We start from the raw sequence: 18,435 nt of genomic DNA, 5'->3' as shown, positions 1-18,435 counted from the left end.
TGTTGCGTGATAACACATCAAAGCAAACACAATAAACATAACGACAGGCGGGGATGAGCGGATGAATATTAATAAGGGTAAGGTTTTTCTGGCGGGTTGTATGGCGTTAGCCATGAGCAGCAGCGTGATGGCGAAGGACATCAAAATTGCCATCGTGGGGGCGATGTCTGGCCCAGTGGCGCAATATGGCGATATGGAATTTACCGGTGCTAAGCAGGCGATTGCTGATATCAACGCGAAAGGCGGCGTGAACGGCGACAAATTGGTCGGCGTGGAATATGACGATGCCTGCGATCCTAAGCAAGCGGTAGCGGTGGCAAACAAGGTGATTAACGATGGTATTCGCTACGTTATCGGCCATCTATGTTCTTCTTCCACTCAGCCCGCTTCGGATATCTACGAAGATGAAGGCGTGTTGATGATAACTCCTGCGGCGACCAACGCCGATCTCACCACGCGCGGCTATAAGCTGATTATGCGTACCACCGGGCTGGATTCCGATCAGGGGCCAACGGCGGCGAAATATATTCTCAACACCATTAAACCGCAGCGTATCGCCGTAGTGCATGACAAACAGCAATATGGTGAAGGTCTGGCTCGTTCGGTTAAAGATGCGTTGGAGAAATCCAATGTGAAGCCTGTGCTGTTTGAAGGTGTGACGGCAGGCGATAAAGATTTCTCCACGCTGGTGGCCAAACTGAAGAAAGAGAACGTCGATTTTGTTTACTTCGGTGGCTACTACCCAGAGATGGGGCAAATTTTGCGTCAGGCTAAGCAAGCTGGTCTGAAGGCTAAGTTTATGGGGCCTGAGGGCGTGGGTAACTCTTCGTTGTCTAACATCGCGGGGGATGCTTCCGAAGGCATGCTGGTCACGCTGCCACAGCGCTACGATCAGGCTCCGGCTAACAAAGCCATCGTGGACTCGCTGAAAGCTAAAAAGCTGGATCCAACTGGCCCGTTTGTGTGGACCACCTATGCCGCGCTGCAATCGCTGACCACCGGCATGGAGCGTAGTAAAAGCGAAGAGCCTGCTGACATCATCAAAAACCTCAAAGCTCAACCGGTTGATACCGTGATGGGGCCATTGAGTTGGGATGACAAAGGCGATCTGAAAGGCTTCGAGTTCGGTATCTTCGAATGGCACGCCGATGGTTCATCAACTGCGGTGAAGTAAGTTCTGAGCGCTAACCCCACCCCAGCCCTCCCCTTGTCAGGGGAGGGAGCCGAACGGCGATCGGCTGCGGCAATGCGGGTAAAGAAGATAGCTGAAGTCATTACCAGAAGTCGTTACTTGTTAAACCCCAACTCTTCCCTGCGAAGAAGAGGCGTAGAACATCGATGCCACCCCCTTGCATTATAAGGATAGGGTATGTCAGAACAGTTCCTTTATTTCATTCAGCAGATGTTCAACGGCGTAACGCTGGGGAGCACCTATGCGCTGATCGCCATTGGTTACACCATGGTTTACGGCATTATCGGCATGATCAACTTCGCGCATGGCGAGGTTTATATGATTGGCAGCTATGTCTCCTTTATTGTGATTGCGGCGCTGATGATGCTCGGTATCGATGCCAGTTGGTTATTGATCGGCGCGGCATTCATTGTGGCGGTCGTCATCACCAGTGCCTATGGTTGGAGCATCGAGCGCGTGGCTTATAAACCCGTTCGCTCGTCAAAACGTCTCATTGCACTGATCTCCGCGATTGGGATGTCCATCTTCTTACAAAACTATGTCAGCCTTACGCAGGGCTCGCGCGATCTGGCGCTGCCGCGCTTGGTGACCGGTCAATGGACGCTAGGGGAAAGCAACGGCTTTGCCGCTAGCATTTCCACCATGCAAATCATTATCTGGGTGGTGACGTTCCTCGCCATGCTGGCGCTGACGTTATTTATCCGTTATTCCCGCATGGGGCGTGCCTGCCGTGCGTGCGCCGAAGATCTCAAAATGGCGAGCCTGCTGGGTATTAGCACCGATCGCGTTATCTCACTGACCTTTGTGATTGGTGCTGCTATGGCGGCCGTGGCTGGCGTATTGCTGGGGCAGTTTTACGGTGTTATCAATCCCTATATTGGGTTTATGGCGGGCATGAAAGCCTTTACCGCGGCGGTATTGGGAGGCATTGGCAGTATTCCTGGTGCGATGATTGGCGGCCTGATTCTAGGCGTGGCGGAAGCGCTAACCTCGGCGTATCTGAGTACGGAATATAAAGACGTAGTGTCTTTTGCCTTGCTGATTGTGGTGCTGCTGGTGATGCCTACCGGCATCTTGGGACGCCCGGAGGTTGAGAAAGTATGAAACAGCTCAATCTGGTTAATGCGATTATTTCCACCATCACGATGTTTGTTCTAGCGTCATTTATTATGGGCGTTCAGCTTGGCCTAGATGGCACCCATTTGGTGGTTAATCTGGCGGATTCTGTGCGCTGGGAATGGATTGGCGCGGGCTGCGTGGTGGTCTTCTTCTTCCAATTGATGCGCCCGATGATCCAGCAGGGTTTCAAAAAAGTCTCCGGCCCCTCTCTAGTGCTGCCAAGCTTGGATGGATCCACGCCGAAGCAAAAACTGGTGTTGGCGCTGATCCTTATCGCCGCGGTGGTGTGGCCATTCGTGGTATCACGCGGCACCGTGGATATTGCCACGCTGACGCTTATCTACGTCATGCTGGGGCTAGGTCTGAATGTCGTGGTCGGGCTGTCTGGTTTGCTGGTGTTGGGGTACGGCGGCTTTTATGCCATCGGCGCTTATACCTACGCGCTGCTCAATCACTATTATGGCATTGGATTTTGGGAAAGCCTGCCAATTGCGGGGATCGTTGCCGCAGCCTTTGGTCTGTTGCTGGGATTCCCCGTATTGCGACTGCGCGGCGACTACTTAGCGATTGTTACGTTAGGCTTCGGCGAAATTGTACGTATTTTGCTGCTTAACAACACGGAGATTACCGGCGGCCCAAACGGTATCAGCCAGATCCCAAAACCGACCTTCTTCGGGCTGGAATTTAACCGCAGCGTGCGCGACGGTGGCTGGGGATCATTCCATGAATTTTTTGGTCTGAAATATGATCCAAGCGATCGCATTATTTTCTTATACCTCGTGGCGTTGCTGCTGGTGGTCATCACGCTGTTTGTGATTAATCGACTGCTGCGGATGCCGCTTGGGCGAGCGTGGGAAGCGCTGCGTGAAGACGAAATTGCCTGTCGTTCATTAGGCCTGAGCCCAACGCGGATCAAGCTGACGGCGTTTACTATCAGCGCGGCGTTTGCCGGCTTTGCGGGAACCTTATTTGCGGCGCGGCAGGGGTTTGTTAGCCCTGAATCCTTCACCTTCGTGGAATCGGCCTTTGTGCTGGCGATTGTGGTATTAGGCGGGATGGGATCGCAGTTTGCGGTGATTCTGGCCGCGGTGATCTTGGTGGTGTCTCGCGAACTGATGCGTGATTTAAATGAATACAGCATGTTGTTGCTCGGCGCTCTGATGGTGCTGATGATGATTTGGCGGCCGCAAGGATTACTGCCAATGAAACGTCCACAGCTGAAATTTGCCGCACGCAAAGGAGGCCGAGCATGAGCGAAAAACCTCTGTTGCTAGTGAATAATTTATGCATGCGCTTCGGCGGATTGCTAGCGGTGAATAACGTTGCGCTGATGCTTAATGAGGGGGAAATTGTCTCACTTATCGGGCCTAACGGGGCGGGGAAAACCACGGTATTTAACTGCTTAACCGGTTTTTATCGCCCGAGCAGCGGCTCGATTAAACTGCGCGACCGTGAGCTTGCGGGGTTGGCTGGGCAGCAAATTGCACGAATGGGCGTGGTACGCACGTTTCAGCATGTCCGCTTGTTCAAAGAGATGACGGTGGTTGAAAACCTGCTGGTTGCACAGCATCAGCATCTGAAAAGCGGGGTGTTCGCGGGCCTGCTAAAAACGCCAACGTTTCGCCGCGCTGAAGCCGATGCATTAGAGCGTGCCGCCGTATGGTTAGATCGCGTGGGATTGCTGGAGTTCTCAAACCGTCAGGCGGGGAATTTAGCCTATGGTCAGCAGCGCCGACTAGAGATAGCCCGCTGTATGGTGACGCGTCCTGAATTGCTGATGCTGGATGAACCGGCCGCAGGGCTTAACCCAAAAGAAACCGATGAGCTTAACGAGCTGATCGCCGATTTACGCAATCATCATCAGGTCTCTGTGCTGTTGATTGAGCATGATATGAAATTGGTGATGGATATTTCAGACCGAATTTACGTGGTGAATCAGGGAACCCCGCTGGCACAAGGCTCACCTGAAGAGGTGCGCAATAATCCGGATGTTATTCGTGCTTATTTGGGAGAGGCGTAACTATGCTGACTTTAGACAATGTCTCGGCTCATTACGGAAAAATTCAGGCGCTGCACAACGTCAGTATTCAGATCCAGAAGGGTGAAATCGTTACGCTTATCGGTGCAAACGGTGCAGGAAAAACGACGCTGCTGGGCACGTTATGCGGTGAGCCGCGAGCGACCTCTGGGCGTATTAATTTTCTTGGGCAAGACATCACCGACTGGCAGACGGCCCGCATTATGCGTGAGGCAATAGCGATTGTGCCGGAGGGGCGTCGGGTATTCTCGCGCATGACGGTGGAAGAGAACTTGGCGATGGGCGGGTTCTTTGCCGATCGCCACCAGTATCAAGAGCGTATTGCGCGAGTTTACGATCTCTTCCCTCGTTTGTATGAACGTCGTATACAGCGCGCAGGCACCATGTCCGGTGGCGAACAGCAGATGCTGGCAATCGGGCGTGCCTTGATGAGCCAGCCTAAGCTGTTGCTGCTCGATGAACCGTCGCTGGGCCTAGCGCCCATCATCATTCTGCAAATTTTCGATACCATTCAACAGCTGCGCGAAGAGGGCATGACCATATTTCTGGTCGAACAAAATGCCAATCAGGCGCTCAAGCTGGCCGACCGTGGCTACGTGCTTGAAAATGGGCACGTGGTGCTGGAAGACAGCGGCTCAGCGCTGTTAGCAAACAGCGCCGTGCGTAGTGCCTATTTGGGCGGATAGAATTCTCGGCCATCTTCGTTTATTTGAGGATGGCTGATTTTCCTTTGTTACCGTCATCCCTCCGTCACATTTCCTTCACCTATCGGTTATTTTTCTGTCATACGCGCATGTCATGGTACATCCCGAAAATAAGACGTTCTTTATCACTCAACTTTTACGGTGATAACACTCATTCGACGGGGATTTAGCATGATGAATAAGACAATAAAACGCAGCATCTGTAGCTTGGCGGTCACATTTTGCCTCAGCGCTCCCGCGTTGGCGGTCACTGAAATTCCGTTCTGGCATTCGATGGAGGCGGAGCTCGGTACTGAAGTCGATAGCCTTGCTCAGCGTTTTAACCAATCTCAAAATGAATACAAAGTGGTGCCGGTTTACAAAGGCGACTATGAGCAAAGCCTAGCGGCGGGGATTGCGGCTTTCCGCGCGGGTAAAGCGCCAGCAATCTTGCAGGTTTATGAAGTCGGCACCGCCACCATGATGCAGGCTAAACAGGCGATTAAGCCGGTTTATCAGGTATTCAAAGAGGCGGGCATTCCTTTCGATGAGTCCCAGTTTGTTCCAACCGTCGCAGGCTATTACGCCGATAATACTTCTGGGCAACTTCTTTCTCAGCCGTTCAATAGTTCAACGCCGGTTCTCTACTACAACAAAGACGCTTTTAAAAAGGCGGGTTTAAATCCGGATGAGCCACCAAAAACATGGCAGGCGCTGGCAGACGACGCGGCGAAGCTACGCGCTAGCGGCATGAGCTGCGGATATGCGTCTGGCTGGCAGGGCTGGGTACAACTGGAAAACTTCAGCGCGTGGAACGGTGTTCCTTTTGCCACGGAAAACAACGGCTTTGGCGGCCCGTCGGCGCGTTTAGAGTTTAACAAGCCGTTGCAGGTGAAGCATATTCAGCTGCTGTCCGACATGCTCAAAAAAGGCGATTTCAGCTACTTTGGCCGTAAAGATGAGCCAACGGCGAAATTCTATAACGGCGACTGTGCCATGATGACCGGCTCTTCCGGCTCGCTTGCCAACATTAAACAGTATGCCAAATTTAACTACGGCGTGGCCTTTATGCCCTACGACGCCGACGCAAAAGATGCCCCGCAAAATGCCATTATCGGCGGTGCTAGCCTGTGGGTGATGAACGGCAAAAAGCCTGAAACTTACAAAGGCGTAGCGGAGTTCTTCCAATTCTTGGCCAAGCCAGAGATTGCCGCCGAATGGCATCAAAAAACCGGCTATCTGCCGATCACGACGGCGGCCTATGAGCTGACCAAACAGCAGGGCTTCTATGATAAAAATCCGGGCGCAGATGTCGCCACGCGACAAATGCTGAACAAGCCGCCGTTGGCGTTCACCAAGGGCGTCCGTTTAGGCAATATGCCGCAAATTCGTACCGTGGTTGATGAAGAACTTGAGGGTGTTTGGACCGGTAAGAAAACGCCACAGCAGGCACTGGATGAAGCGGTATTACGCGGCAATCAGCTGTTAGAGCGCTTTGAAAAATCGGCGAAGTAGTTTTTGGTTCTACCTTGCCAATCGCCTTAGAGATGAGGTGATTGGCAGGTGCCTGTATCTGGTAGCAAATTTTGAGGTGTTATGAGTTCCCTAACTCCCACGTTTAAATGCAGCTGGTTGCCCTATGCGCTGGTGGCTCCACAGCTTTTAATCACCGCGATTTTCTTCCTGTGGCCTGCGGGTGAGGCGCTGTGGTATTCGGTACAAAGTCTCGATCCTTTCGGCCTTTCCAGTGAGTTTGTCGGTTGGCAAAACTTTGTTTCGCTTTGGCACGATCCTTACTATTTGGGCGCGTTTCGCACCACGCTATGGTTTAGCGGCTTGGTCACGTTTTTTGGATTGGTGCTGTCGCTATTTTTTGCCGCGCTGGTGAATCATGTTTTGCGCGGTCGCCGCATTTATCAAACCTTGTTTATCTTGCCTTACGCGGTTGCGCCCACTATCGCCGCCGTGCTGTGGATGTTTTTGTTTAATCCGGGGCTGGGGTTGGTATCGCATTTTCTTGGTGCGATGGGCTATAACTGGAACCATGCACAAAACAGCGGTCAGGCCATGTTTTTGGTGGTGCTGGCCTCGGTATGGAAACAGATGAGCTATAACTTCTTGTTTTTCCTCGCCGCATTACAGTCTGTGCCTAAGTCTTTGCTCGAAGCTGCCGCCATCGATGGTGCGGGGCCGATTCGCCGCTTCTTTCATATTGTGTTGCCGCTGATTTCTCCGGTGAGCTTCTTCTTGTTGGTGGTTAATCTGGTTTACGCCTTCTTCGACACCTTTCCGGTTATTGATGCAGCCACCGGCGGTGGGCCAGGGCAATCCACGACAACGCTTATTTATAAAATCTACCGTGAAGGATTTGCGGGGCTCGATCTTTCCAGCTCAGCCGCGCAGTCGGTGGTTCTGATGCTGATGGTCATTGCGTTAACCCTGATCCAATTCCGCTACGTTGAGCGTAAGGTACGTTACCAATGATTGAGAACCGTAAAGGCTTAGATGTGTTTTGCCACATTATGCTGGTGTTGGGCGTGATGGTGATTTTATTCCCGCTGTATGTGGCGTTCGTTGCTGCAACGCTCGATAAGCAACAGGTGTTTGATGTGCCGATGACGCTGATCCCCGGTTCACAGCTGTGGCATAACGTTTCGCAGGTTTGGCATCAGGGCGTGGGTAGCGCTGGAGCACCGTTTGGCATTCAGTTGATGAATAGCTTTATTATGGCGCTCGTGATTACGGTGGGGAAAATTACGGTCTCGATGCTTTCAGCATTTGCCATTGTCTATTTCCGTTTTCCATTGCGTAACCTGTTCTTCTGGTTGATATTCATCACTCTAATGTTGCCGGTTGAGGTGAGGATATTTCCCACGGTTGAAGTGATGGCAAACCTAAATCTGATGGATAGCTACACGGGATTAACGCTGCCGCTGATGGCTTCGGCAACCGCCACGTTTTTATTTCGACAGTTTTTTATGACGTTGCCGCATGAGCTGCTAGAGGCTGCGCGTATCGACGGTGCGGGGCCGATGCGCTTTTTCCGCGATGTGCTGTTTCCACTTTCTAAAACGAATTTAGCGGCGCTGTTTGTTATTACGTTTATCTATGGGTGGAATCAATATCTTTGGCCATTGCTGATAACTAGCGATCCCTCAATGGGAACGGCGGTCGCGGGTATTAAAAGCGCTATCTCCAGTGGAGAAAGCGCAACGCAGTGGCAACTTGTGATGGCCGCATTGCTGATGACGTTATTACCTCCGCTGTTGGTGGTATTGGGTATGCAGCGCTGGTTCGTCCGTGGTCTGGTTGATAGCGAGAAATAACTGAATGGCACGTTTAAAATTACAGACCGTTAGCAAAAGCTATGACGGCAAGAATGCGATAATCAAAGGGATCGATCTGGATGTTGCCGACGGTGAGTTTATCGTAATGGTTGGCCCGTCTGGCTGTGGGAAATCGACGCTGCTAAGGATGGTCGCCGGGCTTGAGGAAACCACCGGCGGTGATATTTATATCGATGACGATCGCGTGACGCATAAAGAACCTAAAGATCGCGGCGTGGCGATGGTGTTCCAAAACTATGCGCTTTATCCGCATATGAGCGTATTTGATAATATGGCCTACGGCCTGAAAATTCGCGGTTTGGGCAAAGAACTCATTCGCACCAAGGTGGAAGAGGTGGCCGCTATTCTTGAATTAGGGCCGCACTTAACCCGCAAGCCAAGCGAGCTATCTGGCGGGCAACGCCAGCGAGTCGCGATGGGGCGCGCAATCGTGCGTGAGCCAGCGGTATTCCTGTTCGACGAACCGTTATCCAATCTTGATGCAAAACTGCGCGTTCAGATGCGCCTTGAGCTGCAACAGTTGCACCGCCGCTTAAAAACGACCAGCCTATATGTGACGCATGATCAGGTTGAGGCCATGACGCTCGCCCAGCGCGTGATTGTGCTTAACAAGGGTGTCGCTGAGCAGATAGGAACGCCGACCGAGATTTATCATCGCCCAGCCAGTCGCTTTGTCGCTGGTTTTATGGGATCGCCTGCGATGAATTTGCTTGATGGTCAGATTAGCGCAGACGGACTGACTTTCGAGGTTAACAATGGCCCGCAGCTGCGGTTAGAACAGCCATTGAACAAGCTGGCAGGGCAAGCGCTGACGCTCGGTATTCGTCCTGAGCATCTGCGTCGTGCGTTTGAGTCAGAAGGCGGAAACCCGTTTACGGTAATGACGCTGGAGCTGCTGGGCGCCGATAATCTAGCGCACGGGCAGTGGGGGGAGCACGGCGTGATCCTGCGCTTGCCTCATCAAATTCTCCCTGAGTCAGGAAGCGAACTGCGGTTGGTTCTGCCACAGGAAAACCTGCATTTCTTCGATATAACAACCGGTTTGCGTATTGAGCCGTGAACCTGAAGTAAAGCCTTTATGGCGGAGTACAAGATGACAACATATTGGCCCTATCCAAAAATTATCGCCCACCGCGGTGGTGGCAAACTGGCGCCAGAGAACACCTTAGCGGCCATTGATATTGGCGCGGAGTATGGGCATAAAATGATTGAGTTTGATGCCAAACTTAGCGCCGATGGGCAAATTTTTTTGCTGCACGACGATAATCTGGAACGTACCACTAATGGTTGGGGCGTCGCCGGTGATTTGCCTTGGGAAAAACTGGTGAGTCTCGATGCCGGAGGCTGGTTTGGCCGCGCGTTCCGCGATGAACCTTTGCCGCTGCTCTCGCAGGTTGCCGATCGCTGTCGTGAATTTGGCCTAGCGGCGAATATTGAGATTAAACCCACGACCGGCGTTGAACGTGAAACAGGGCGGGTCGTTGCACTAGCGGCGAAAACGCTATGGGCAACGCATCCGGTTCCGCCTTTGCTCTCCTCTTTTTCGGTTGAGTCATTGGCCGCGGCGCAAGAAGCGGTTCCTGAATTGCCACGCGGTTTGCTGCTTGAAACATGGAATGAAGAGTGGCTGGCGTTAACCACGCGCTTAGGCTGCGTTTCATTGCATATCGATCACAATGAGCTGACTGCGGAACGCGTTGCGGATATCAAAGCTGCCGGGCTGCGTATTCTGGTGTACACGGTGAATAACCCGAAACGCGCCCGATTGCTGCTGGATTGGGGCGTTGATTGCATCTGTACTGATAAAATTGATGTGATTGGTGCTGATTTTGCAGACCGTGAATCCGTTTAAATTGGGGAGCTGACCCCCTCCCAACCTCCTCCTTGGCTTGGGAGGGGCAGATCTAGATACTTATAAACATCACCGAACAGTTCCCTCCCCTGCGAAGGGGAGGGTTAGGGTGGGGTCATTCAATATATATGGCCTACTGCCCACCGTTATTTTTTCTATTCTGATCCACGGTATTCTGCTGGTTCAGCATTCTTTGATTATTCACTTTTTTCTGCTGATCCATTTGATTAAGTTGTAGCTGCTGTTGACGTTGCTGGCGATTCTGATTATTGAGCATGCGTTGCTGATTGTTATTCTGCCACTGCTGATCGGCATTCAGACGCATGTTTTCATTCAACTGGTGTATCTGCTGCGCTTGGTTATCTCGCTGGATTTGAGTTTGCGTATTACGCAGCTGCTGTTGATTGAAACTGCTGTTTTGGTTTTGGAAACCTTGTTGCTGTTGTTGGATCATTTGCTGTTGCTGCTGTATGACGGCCGACTGCGCATAGGCATTTACACTGCAAAAAAGTGACAATGGAGAAAGCAACAGAGCGGGGAGCACAGCACGAATTAGGTTTTTCATAAGACCTCCTGTGATGCTATTCCCTTAAGTCTATGGCATTTCGCCTTGGTTTGCGTGGCAAGAGAAGGGAAAAATGAGCGATTAAATACCATGAATTTTCGTAATCGTTCGTTTAGTTCTTGCATTTCTGGCTAAAAACCGCAATCTCTTGATGGTCTTTAGGTTGTTGTGTCCTACGGTTTTAGCAACAATTCCATATGCTTAATGCGGTTTTTTGTCAGTAACATGTTCGTTACAATGCGGGCAATTTGAATACAGTAATGGAATGGTGTTATGGAACAGTTTGTCGTTATTTCAGTTGAACAAGCACAGCAAAAGTTACAACAATCGGGTGTAGCGTTGGTGGATATTCGCGATCCGCAGAGCTATGCCGCCGGGCATGCCCAAGGCGCATTTCATTTGACCAATGAAACGCTGCAAAACTTTATGCAAAACAATGAATTCGATACACCGGTGATGGTGATGTGCTATCACGGTAATAGCAGCCGTGGCGCAGCGCAGTATTTGCTGCACCAAGGATTTGAAGAGGTATACAGCATCGATGGCGGATTTGAAGCATGGGCCCGTGCTTATCCGCAGCAGGTCGAGAGCTCATCCCTGTAGCGCCAATTAGGCATCAGTAGGGTGCCAATTTTAACAAGCAGGTATTCATGGTTCGTATTATTTCCCTGCCTAACCCAAGGCTGGCGCAGGCGTTTATTGATTATATGGCGACGCAGGGCGTGCGTTTAGAGTTAGAAGTACACAACGACGAGGTTGTGCTTTGGCTCGCTGACGACGCTCAACAGACGCAGGTTGAACAAGAGCTTGCGCGCTTTTTGCAAGAGCCTTTGCATCCACGCTATCAGGCGGCCAGCTGGCATGCGGGATCAACGCACAGCGGCTTGAAATATGGCAGCTTTAGCTATCTGAAAAGTTTTACCCGACAGACCGGCCCCTTAACGGTAGGAGTTACGGCTATCTGCGTAGTGGTCTATCTGTTAATGCTAATGCTGGGTGATGAAACCGTCATGAACTGGCTAGCGTGGCCCGCAGATTCAAGCCAATATTTTCAGGTTTGGCGCTGGGTGAGCCATGCGTTTTTGCATTTCTCAGCGGTGCACATCATCTTTAATCTCATGTGGTGGTGGTATCTTGGTGGGCAGGTTGAAAAACGCTTAGGTGCAGGCAAGCTGTTGCAAATTGCGTTAGTTGCTGCCTTTATGAGCGGCTGGGCGCAGTCACTGTTTAGTGGGTCTAATTTTGGTGGTCTGTCTGGCGTCGTGTATGCGTTGATGGGCTATGTGTGGTGGTGTGGTGAACGCGCTCCGCAAATGGGTATCAATATGCCACGGGGCCTGATGGTTTTTTCAGTGCTATGGCTGGTGGCCGGACATTTTGATTGGTTTGGAATGTCGGTCGCAAACGGTGCGCATATTGCAGGCTTAGTGATTGGACTGTTGATGGCGTTTTGGGATGCCCATCATCAGCGCAAGACATCAGCGTAAGAGCAACGTCTAACCGCCGGACATCCGGTAACTCAGGGGAATTGATGTGAAGCAGACACAGCGCCATGACGCGATAATCGATCTCGTTCGCCAGCAAGGATATGTGAGCACGGAAGAGTTGGTCGAGCACTTTGCGGTGAGCCCGCAGACGATTCGCCGCGATCTGAACGACTTGGCGGAGCAAAACAAAATTCAGCGTCATCACGGTGGCGCAGCACTTCCATCCAGCTCGGTGAATGCGGCTTATCACGATCGCAAAATCATGTGGTCGGCGGAAAAAGCGCGTATCGCACAGCACGTTGCCAGCCTGATCCCTGATGGTGCCACGCTGTTTATTGATATTGGCACCACGCCGGAAGCGGTCGCGCATGCATTGCTGAATCATCGTAATTTGCGTGTCGTCACCAACAACCTTAACGTTGCGACTTTGCTGATGGGCAAAGAAGACTTTCGATTGATACTGGCGGGTGGCGAAGTGCGAACCCGTGACGGTGGCATCATGGGCGAAGCCACGCTAGATTTTATCTCTCAGTTTCGTTTGGACTACGGCATTCTTGGCATCAGCGGTATTGATATGGACGGCTCATTGCTGGAGTTTGATTACCATGAAGTACGCACCAAGCGCGCTATTATCGAAAACTCACGCTGCGTCATTTTAGTGACTGACCATTCTAAATTCGGCCGTAATGCGATGGTGAATCTAGGCAACATGGATCTGATTGATTACCTGTTCACCGATGAACAGCCACCGGCCAGTATTCAGAAAATCATTGAGCAGCACGAAGTTCAGCTCGAAATCTGCTAAGCCTTTCCCTCTCTATTTCTAAACGCACAGAGCCAGTTTGGTCTGTGCGTTTTGCTTTGTCTTTTCCCATAGCTTTTTAATGCGCGGTGGATTCCAAAAGCGCCTGCAGCGCTGTAAGTCTCACGAATTTCTCTGAATCGGTTTCGCAGTTACGTGCGGCTGTCCTTGAGTCAATTTTAAGCTCCAATAAATTGTTATTGATGGTTTATTAATCGATCAAATTAACCTATTAGGTTATATTGCTAAGGAGAGCCGATGGAGAAGCGAACGCCGCATTGTAGCTTGGAAAAGGTACGGAACTTGATTGGGAAGGGGATGATTAAAGCCACAAAAGTCGCTTATTTGAATGCGAAGCGCCTCGATTTTAGCTGTGCAGATATGTATCGAGTCGTGAGTGAGTTATCTGCTAAAGACTTTTATAAAAGTATGACAACGTATCAAAACCACAAAATTTGGCAGGATGTGTACCACTGCCATCTGGAAAAGGTATCTCTCTATCTGAAACTAACGGTAGTGGATGAAGTGTTAATCGTGTCTTTTAAGGAGCTAGATGATGATATGTCCTGAATGTGGATCGTCCAACACGGTGAAGGAGTACCGTGATACTCCCTACACCTATAAAGGCCAAACGATGATAATCAAGGCATGGGGCGCTGACTGGTGTTTAGACTGCGGGGAAGGTGTGATTTTTAAAGAAGAGTCTCTGCGTATCGACAGCATTTTGACGGAGTTCAACAAGCAGGTTAATGCTTCCATCATCGATCCTGAGTACGTGGTGGCAATGCGAAAAAAGCTGAACCTTTCCCAAAGTGAAGCCGGTGAGATCTTTGGCGGCGGTGTGAACGCATTTTCGCGCTACGAAACAGGCAAAGCGCTGCCCCATGTATCGACCATCAAGTTGTTAAAATTGCTTGATAAATATCCAGAATTGCTCGAAGAAATTCGTAACTAGTCTTTCCCTTTCGACGCCTAAGTTTATCAGCTTGGGCGGCTATGCTTTCTAATACCCACACAGTATGTAATTTTATTATCTCTCAACTGTTATCTTCATCACGCTGAAATGTTTTTGTTTGGTTAATTTCTGGCGCTAATGTTGGTTTGTGAGTATTATAATGCTCGTAAACGAACATTGTTCGGTTGTTTTTCTATCATCAACGACAAAATTAGAACTGTTTCGAGCATCCGGAGGGGAAAGTGGAAACCAAAGACTTGATCGTTATCGGTGGTGGCATTAACGGTGCCGGTATCGCTGCGGATGCGGCAGGACGCGGGCTTTCCGTTCTGATGCTGGAGGCAAAAGATTTGGCCTGTGCCACGTCATCTGCGAGCTCCAAATTAATCCACGGTGGCCTGCGCTATCTGGAACACTATGAGTTTCGTTTGGTGAGCGAAGCCTTGGCAGAGCGTGAAGTTCTGCTGAAACTTGCGCCGCATATCGCCTTCCCGATGCGTTTCCGCTTACCACATCAGCCACATTTGCGCCCAGCTTGGATGATTCGTACAGGCTTGTTCCTTTATGATCATTTGGGCAAACGTACCAGCTTACCAAGCAGCAAAGGCCTGCGCTTTGGCCCTGAATCAGTCTTGAAATCCAGCTTAACGCGTGGGTTTGAGTATTCAGATTGCTGGGTTGATGATGCTCGTCTGGTGCTGTTAAACGCGCAAGAAGTTGTGGTGCGGGGTGGTGAAGTTCGCACTCGTACTCAGGTCACTCGTGCCTATCGTGAAAATGGATTGTGGGTGGTTGAAGCCAAAAACGCAGACACGGGTGAAGTCTTTACCTGGCGTGCCAAAGGTCTGGTGAATGCCACCGGCCCATGGGTTAAACATTTCTTCGATAATGGATTGGAGCTGAAATCTCCTTATGGTATTCGTCTGATCAAAGGCAGCCATATTGTGGTTCCGCGTGTCCATAATCAGCCGCAGGCTTATATCCTGCAAAACGAAGATCATCGTATCGTCTTTGTGATCCCGTGGATGGATGAGTTTTCTATCATCGGGACTACCGACGTGGAATATAACGGCGATCCGCATGATGTGAAGATTGATGATAATGAAGTGAATTACCTGCTGAAGGTTTATAACGATCACTTCAAGAAACAGTTGAGTAAAGACGACATCGTCTGGACTTATTCCGGTGTGCGTCCGCTGTGTGATGACGAATCAGATTCTCCACAGGCGATCACCCGTGACTATACGCTCGACGTGCACGATCAGGATGGTAAAGCGCCGCTGCTTTCCGTATTTGGCGGTAAGCTCACCACCTATCGTAAACTGGCTGAACATGCGCTAGAAAAACTGTCTGGTTATTACGATAACTGTGGTCCTGCATGGACTAAAAACGGTGTATTGCCGGGGGGCGATTTAGGCACCGATCGTGATAGCTATGCTGCGCAGCTGCGTCGCCGCTTTACGTGGTTGCCAGAAGCGTTAGCCCGCCGCTACGTGCGCACTTACGGCACTCGCGCTGAACAACTGATCGGAACTGCGCAATCGCTGGAAGATCTGGGCGAGCACTTTGGCCATCATCTGTATGAAGCTGAGCTGCGTTATCTGGTTGCCGAAGAGTGGGTGGTTGAGCTTGATGATGCGATCTGGCGCCGAACCAAGTTAGGTATGTGGCTGGATGATGCCCAGAAACAGCGCGTCGCGCAGTGGCTGGCAGAGCATAAGTCATAATGACTGCATGACCTCACCCTAGCCCTCCCCTTCACAGGGGAGGGCACTGTTCGGTGATGCTTGTAAGATCCTCAATCGGCTCCTCCCCCTGCGAAGGGGGAGGCTGAAAGGGGGTCTTTTCTTCGTTCTCTACAACTTCACCGCTTTAATATTCCATATCTCATCCGCGTACTCCTGAATCGTTCGGTCAGACGAGAAATATCCCATATTGGCGATATTCATCACCGCGCGGTGTGTCCATTCATTTGGCGTTTTATAAAGCTCATCCACTTTGTCTTGTGTATCAATATAGCTACGGTAATCCGCCAGTAGCTGATAGTGATCGCCGAAGTTCACCAATGAATCAAAGAGGCTTGCATAGCGGCGCGGATCTTCAGGGCTGAAGGCGCCCGTCGCAATTTGGGTGAGCGCTTGGTTTAGCTCAGGATCCTGTTCGTAGATTTGGCGCGGGTTATAGCCATTATTACGCAGCGCTTCAACCTGCTCGGTGGTATTGCCGAAGATAAAGATATTCTCTTCACCTACGTGCTTGAGCATTTCCACGTTTGCGCCGTCTAACGTGCCGATAGTTAATGCGCCGTTGAGCGCAAATTTCATGTTGCTAGTACCCGATGCTTCGGTGCCCGCCGTGGAAATCTGCTCTGAAAGATCGGCGGCTGGAATAATCATCTGTGCCAAACTGACGCCATAGTTAGGGATGAAAACAACTTTGAGCTTGCCTTTGATGCGCTCATCGTTGTTGATCACTTTAGCCACATCGTTGATCAAATGGATTATTTGCTTAGCGTTGTAATAGGCCGAGGCCGCTTTACCGGCAAAGATCTTCACCCGTGGTGTCCAATCGTTTTCAGGATCTTGCAGGATACGATTGTAGTGGGTGATGACATGCAACACGTTCAGCAATTGGCGCTTATATTCGTGGATCCTTTTGATCTGCACGTCGAATAGCGCATTAGGATCTAGCACTACATTAAGCTTTTGCGCGACGTATACGGCGAGCTGTTTTTTATTGTGCAGCTTGGCCTGTTGCACATCGCGAATGAAGGTCGGGTAGTCGATGTGCGCTAACAGCTCATTAAGCTGGCTTAAATCGGTGCGCCATCTTTGTCCGATGTTTTCATCCAGCACTTTTGACAGCGGCTGGTTAGCCAGCGCCAGCCAGCGACGTGGAGTGACGCCGTTGGTTTTATTGCAGAAACGGTTCGGGAACAGACGAGCAAAATCGGCAAACAGTGATTGCACCATCAGTTCGGAATGCAGCTCAGATACACCGTTTACTTTATGGCTGGCAATCACCGCCAACCATGCCATACGCACGCGACGGCCATTGGTTTCATCGATAATAGAAACGCGTGACAGCAACGCATCATCATTAGGATATTGCTCTTTCACGTCTTTCAGGAAATGGTCGTTGATCTGGAAAATAAGCTGTAGATGGCGCGGTAAAATTTTGCCCAACATGTCTACCGGCCACGTTTCGAGGGCTTCGCTCATTAACGTATGGTTGGTGTAGGAGAAAACCTGCACCACGATAGACCAAGCGCTTTCCCACGTGAATTTATGATCGTCAATGAGTAGCCGCATCAATTCGGGAATCGAAAGCACTGGGTGGGTGTCGTTCAGGTGGATGGCAATTTTCTCGGCGAGATTCTGCAAAGTGTGATGCGTTTGCCAATGATGATGGAGAATATCTTGCACCGTCGCGGAGACGAGAAAGTACTCCTGACGCAGGCGCAGCTCACGGCCTGAATAGGTTGAATCGTCCGGGTAGAGCACGCGGGACACGTTTTCCGAGTGGTTTTTATCCTCTACCGCGGCAAAGTAATCGCCCTGATTAAACTTACCTAAATTGATTTCGCTACTGGCGCGCGCTGACCATAAACGCAGAGTGTTAGTCGCATCGGTGTCAAAGCCTGGAATAATTTGGTCAAAAGCTAGCGCCAGCACTTCTTCAGTTTCCAACCAGCGGGCGCGATTGCCCTCTTGCTGAATACGTCCACCGAATCGAACTCGATAGCGCGTGTTATGCCGCACAAACTCCCATGCATTGCCGTATTCCAGCCAGTTATCGGGGGACTCCGCCTGCTGCCCATTAACGATGTTCTGTTTGAACATGCCGTATTCATAGCGGATACCGTAGCCGCGTGCCGGTAGGGCGAGCGTTGCCATGGAATCGAGAAAACAGGCCGCTAATCGACCAAGGCCACCGTTGCCAAGACCTGGGTCGATCTCCTCATCGATAAGCTCTTCAAGGTCGAGTCCCATTTCGTCTAAGGCTTGCTTGGTTTCGTCATACACGCCCATCGCCATTAAGGCGTTAGAAAGCGTGCGACCAAGCAAAAACTCCATAGAAAGGTAGTAAACCTGGCGTACATCCTGCGAGAACTGAGCGCGTGTGGAACGTAGCCAGCGCTCGACCATTCTGTCTCGCACCGCGAATAGCGTGGCGTTTAACCAGTCATGCTGGTTAGCGATGGACGGATCTTTACCAACCACAAACATCAGTTTGTAAGCAATCGAGTGTTTAAGCGCCTCGACGCTGACAACGGGCGAAGTATAGCTAAACGGTGAAGTCATAATCAGTACACCCCGATAATGAAAAATATGGGTTACAGCATCGATGGCAAGTCATGCAATTAGCGCCAGCCATGCCGATGAATTCTGTATC

18 protein-coding genes are annotated in these 18,435 nt (G+C 50.8%); 16 read left to right on the top strand and 2 right to left on the bottom strand.

Annotation, left to right across the window (positions count from 1 at the left end):
- Positions 1-61 precede the first annotated feature (61 nt).
- From U0008_RS20400 to ugpQ, 10 genes are all read left to right on the top strand, one after another.
- Positions 62-1,174 carry a branched-chain amino acid ABC transporter substrate-binding protein gene (locus U0008_RS20400; RefSeq protein ID WP_043489498.1) on the top strand — a complete coding sequence of 371 codons (1,113 nt, stop codon included), beginning with the start codon at positions 62-64 and terminating at the stop codon, positions 1,172-1,174.
- 195 nt (positions 1,175-1,369) lie between these two features.
- Complete coding sequence (livH, locus tag U0008_RS20395) at positions 1,370-2,296, top strand: high-affinity branched-chain amino acid ABC transporter permease LivH (RefSeq protein ID WP_043489495.1); 927 nt, start codon at positions 1,370-1,372, stop codon at positions 2,294-2,296.
- The gene (locus U0008_RS20390) at positions 2,293-3,564 is read left to right on the top strand and encodes a high-affinity branched-chain amino acid ABC transporter permease LivM (RefSeq protein WP_043489493.1); all 1,272 of its coding nucleotides are present in this window, start codon (positions 2,293-2,295) and stop codon (positions 3,562-3,564) included. The genes livH and U0008_RS20390 overlap by 4 nt, the downstream gene beginning before the upstream one ends.
- Positions 3,561-4,331: a high-affinity branched-chain amino acid ABC transporter ATP-binding protein LivG gene (gene livG, locus U0008_RS20385; RefSeq protein WP_043489490.1), complete on the top strand. Its 771-nt coding sequence runs from the start codon at positions 3,561-3,563 to the stop codon at positions 4,329-4,331. Before U0008_RS20390 ends, livG begins: the two co-directional genes overlap by 4 nt.
- A 2-nt stretch (positions 4,332-4,333) precedes the next feature.
- Positions 4,334-5,035 carry a high-affinity branched-chain amino acid ABC transporter ATP-binding protein LivF gene (gene livF, locus U0008_RS20380; protein ID WP_025799385.1) on the top strand — a complete coding sequence of 234 codons (702 nt, stop codon included), beginning with the start codon at positions 4,334-4,336 and terminating at the stop codon, positions 5,033-5,035.
- A 189-nt stretch (positions 5,036-5,224) separates the two neighbouring features.
- Positions 5,225-6,547 carry a sn-glycerol-3-phosphate ABC transporter substrate-binding protein UgpB gene (ugpB, locus tag U0008_RS20375; protein WP_043489487.1) on the top strand — a complete coding sequence of 441 codons (1,323 nt, stop codon included), beginning with the start codon at positions 5,225-5,227 and terminating at the stop codon, positions 6,545-6,547.
- Between the two features lie 81 nt (positions 6,548-6,628).
- Positions 6,629-7,516 carry a sn-glycerol-3-phosphate ABC transporter permease UgpA gene (gene ugpA, locus U0008_RS20370; RefSeq protein ID WP_043489485.1) on the top strand — a complete coding sequence of 296 codons (888 nt, stop codon included), beginning with the start codon at positions 6,629-6,631 and terminating at the stop codon, positions 7,514-7,516.
- A complete protein-coding gene (gene ugpE / locus U0008_RS20365; protein WP_025799379.1) occupies positions 7,513-8,358 on the top strand; it encodes a sn-glycerol-3-phosphate ABC transporter permease UgpE in 846 nt (281 codons plus the stop codon). The genes ugpA and ugpE overlap by 4 nt, the downstream gene beginning before the upstream one ends.
- Before the next feature lie 4 nt (positions 8,359-8,362).
- Positions 8,363-9,439 carry a sn-glycerol-3-phosphate import ATP-binding protein UgpC gene (locus U0008_RS20360; protein ID WP_043489483.1) on the top strand — a complete coding sequence of 359 codons (1,077 nt, stop codon included), beginning with the start codon at positions 8,363-8,365 and terminating at the stop codon, positions 9,437-9,439.
- Between the two features lie 33 nt (positions 9,440-9,472).
- Complete coding sequence (ugpQ, locus tag U0008_RS20355) at positions 9,473-10,231, top strand: glycerophosphodiester phosphodiesterase (RefSeq protein ID WP_043489481.1); 759 nt, start codon at positions 9,473-9,475, stop codon at positions 10,229-10,231.
- A gap of 133 nt (positions 10,232-10,364) precedes the next feature.
- On the opposite strand, the gene U0008_RS20350 is transcribed toward ugpQ, so the two are convergent.
- Complete coding sequence (locus U0008_RS20350) at positions 10,365-10,796, bottom strand: hypothetical protein (RefSeq protein ID WP_043489478.1); 432 nt, start codon at positions 10,794-10,796, stop codon at positions 10,365-10,367.
- A gap of 273 nt (positions 10,797-11,069) precedes the next feature.
- Here U0008_RS20350 and glpE point away from each other — a divergent pair, with 273 nt between their 5' ends.
- The 6 genes from glpE to glpD all read left to right on the top strand — a co-directional run bounded on the left by glpE (position 11,070) and on the right by glpD (position 15,767).
- Positions 11,070-11,399: a thiosulfate sulfurtransferase GlpE gene (gene glpE / locus U0008_RS20345; protein ID WP_025799370.1), complete on the top strand. Its 330-nt coding sequence runs from the start codon at positions 11,070-11,072 to the stop codon at positions 11,397-11,399.
- Between the two features lie 47 nt (positions 11,400-11,446).
- Complete coding sequence (gene glpG, locus U0008_RS20340) at positions 11,447-12,283, top strand: rhomboid family intramembrane serine protease GlpG (RefSeq protein ID WP_043489475.1); 837 nt, start codon at positions 11,447-11,449, stop codon at positions 12,281-12,283.
- Between the two features lie 46 nt (positions 12,284-12,329).
- Entirely contained in the window at positions 12,330-13,088 is a 759-nt protein-coding gene (locus U0008_RS20335; protein ID WP_025799366.1) for a DeoR/GlpR family transcriptional regulator, read from the top strand.
- Between the two features lie 255 nt (positions 13,089-13,343).
- On the top strand, positions 13,344-13,655 hold the full coding sequence (locus tag U0008_RS20330; RefSeq protein WP_043489473.1) for a type II toxin-antitoxin system MqsR family toxin: 312 nt from the start codon (positions 13,344-13,346) through the stop codon (positions 13,653-13,655).
- On the top strand, positions 13,639-14,040 hold the full coding sequence (locus U0008_RS20325; protein WP_226930139.1) for a type II TA system antitoxin MqsA family protein: 402 nt from the start codon (positions 13,639-13,641) through the stop codon (positions 14,038-14,040). Before U0008_RS20330 ends, U0008_RS20325 begins: the two co-directional genes overlap by 17 nt.
- A 242-nt stretch (positions 14,041-14,282) precedes the next feature.
- Complete coding sequence (gene glpD / locus U0008_RS20320; RefSeq protein ID WP_025799362.1) at positions 14,283-15,767, top strand: glycerol-3-phosphate dehydrogenase; 1,485 nt, start codon at positions 14,283-14,285, stop codon at positions 15,765-15,767.
- A 129-nt stretch (positions 15,768-15,896) separates the two neighbouring features.
- Here the strand turns inward: glpD and glgP are convergent, their stop codons facing one another.
- On the bottom strand, positions 15,897-18,344 hold the full coding sequence (glgP, locus tag U0008_RS20315; RefSeq protein WP_025799360.1) for a glycogen phosphorylase: 2,448 nt from the start codon (positions 18,342-18,344) through the stop codon (positions 15,897-15,899).
- Between the last annotated feature and the right edge of the window lie 91 nt (positions 18,345-18,435).

Source organism: Hafnia alvei (genome assembly GCF_034424155.1).
GTDB classification, from domain to species: Bacteria; Pseudomonadota; Gammaproteobacteria; order Enterobacterales; family Enterobacteriaceae; genus Hafnia; species Hafnia alvei.
The sequence above is the reverse complement of the archived record's forward strand: the minus strand, read 5'-3'. Positions and strand labels throughout refer to the sequence as shown.